General features: G+C 41.4%; 1 protein-coding gene and 1 pseudogene. Both read right to left on the bottom strand.

Translation table 11 applies throughout. The features are described 5' to 3' along the window. Positions 1-263 (bottom strand): annotated as a pseudogene (locus BLS89_RS10325) (ATP-binding protein); the annotation flags it as partial. 11 nt (positions 264-274) lie between these two features. Then, on the bottom strand, positions 275-2,041 hold a 1,767-nt coding region (locus BLS89_RS10330; protein WP_317039425.1), incomplete at its 5' end, for a transposase.

Here is a 2,041-nt window from a genome sequence, read left to right on the forward strand (position 1 = left end):
GCGTTTTTGGCATCATTCAAAACATTGGTTACTTTCTTGAAATTCAGCGTTTCGGCAAGCTGCCAAGTATTGGAAACAAAGCCGAGTTCTTGCGCCACTTTTTGCCACATAGTGTCTTTGATGAGTGTCCAATTTTCATTTCTCATCTGTGAAATAGTGGCTTCCGAAACACCTACTTTGGTTGCAACTCTCGCAAAGCTCCCCAGACGGATTTTTTCCTCGTGGATAGCTTGTACAATTTCCTTTTTTTGTAAATTTGTCATATCTGAATAGTTTAATAGTTTCTTTCTTTTAAGTAGCTATTTTCATCGAAGTCATCGGGGACAATATCGCTTCCCGATACTTTTTTTAGCGGAATATTCACCGAGTGGTAATAGTCCTCAAAAGCATTGGCTTTCTGCTTGTTGGTATGAATACCCAGTAACAATTCTTCTTCATTAGCCGCTGCCGTATATTCATCCAAATTGCTTTCTTTCAATGTTTCTATTTGGCGTTCTCTTGCTTTCTGCTGTGCTATTCTGCCCAAATCTTTGCCCGGGCCATATTTCACAATCTGTTTAAGCTCTTCGGCTTCACATATGGAAACCAATAAATTCCCGTGTGCTTTCCAAAGAAAAACACTGCTCAAATCGTCTAAATCGTAAGAAACGATGACTCTTTTATTGTGTGTTTTGGCAATAGCTTCATAATTTTCAACAGCAATCTGATAGTAAAACTTCACGCCGTGTATCTCTAAATGGAACTGCCCATTGTTTCTTACTGTAACTTCTTTTTTCAAATCAAACAGCATAGCAACTTGTTGGCGGTTTGTGAATATCACATTAGGTTTTTCGCTTTCCTTGTGCAGTTCTTTCGGTGTTTTATGAAGATTGGCATGCTTACGGCTGTAATAGGAATATTTTATATCTCTCCATTGTTCAATAAGCGTCTCGCATTCCGTATAAGCCGCTACGACATCAAATCCGGCTTTCTTACTTTCTTTTTTCAGCTGTGCGATATATTCAGGGCTTCTATGTGCCGTTAATCTTGTGGAAGTAATTCCCTCGCCGTAGTAGTATTTGGAACCCATAAGCACGGTATTCTGAAAAGTACCAAACCAGCGCTCTATTCCCGCTTTTTGTTTTGCGTTATGACTCAGCGTTACGATGGTACCCATAGCCTCTAAGCGTTCAAATAGGCGTTTGATTTGCTCCGTATTATGCCCCGGAAATCTATCGGTTACCAGTTCATAAGGAAGGTATCCGGCTGTTTGGACAGCCATTTTCATAGCTCTTACAAAACTGGCGTGGTTTTCTGCGTGGGTAAAATCATACCCCAAGACATCGCCGCTCATCACATCTCTTACTACGATCACCATCAGATGGCGTTCTATTTTATTTCCTTTTTCGTCTTCGGTAGCGTGGGCTATAATATTCACACGGGTAGCATCCACCTCCCAGCAATCTCCTGCATAGAAAGCATCTTTGAATGGAATATAAGATTTATGTACATTGGCTTTCTTACTACTGCCGTAGCGTTTTTGTGCCGTTAAAAAATCTGTTTCAGCTTGCTCGAAAATCTTTTGCCCAAACCATCTCGCTGAAGGCTTCCGTCTTCCGGTACGCTCGCAGGCCTCCCATATTTGGCGGATAATATGCATATCCGTGAAGTTAGCCCCGTTGGCTCTTAGGTTCATCGCCCAGCCGAAGACCACAGGGTCGTTATAGACTTCTGCATTATCATTGCCAAGTCTCGGCAAACGGATAATCTCCGGTATGGCGTGGTCGGTAGTTTCTAAAATCTCTACTTTTTCCTTTAACCTCAAATAATTATGCGGAATGTACTGCAAATCCATTTCTTTGAGTATGGGGCTCAAATCCTTATAAAGTTTCAATTTTGTACCCGGATAAGTTTCTTTTTCCTCTAAAATAAAATCCAACACGGCACACGCCTTAGCCAAAGCAAGGCGCTGCACCTCATTAGCATCGGTATAATGCTCTATAAAGTGTCTGTAATTTGCCTTTAAATGGCGTTTAAATCTTAGCTCCAGCTCAGTGGTGGC

Source organism: Riemerella columbipharyngis (genome assembly GCF_900101995.1).
Taxonomy (GTDB): domain Bacteria; phylum Bacteroidota; class Bacteroidia; order Flavobacteriales; family Weeksellaceae; genus Riemerella; species Riemerella columbipharyngis.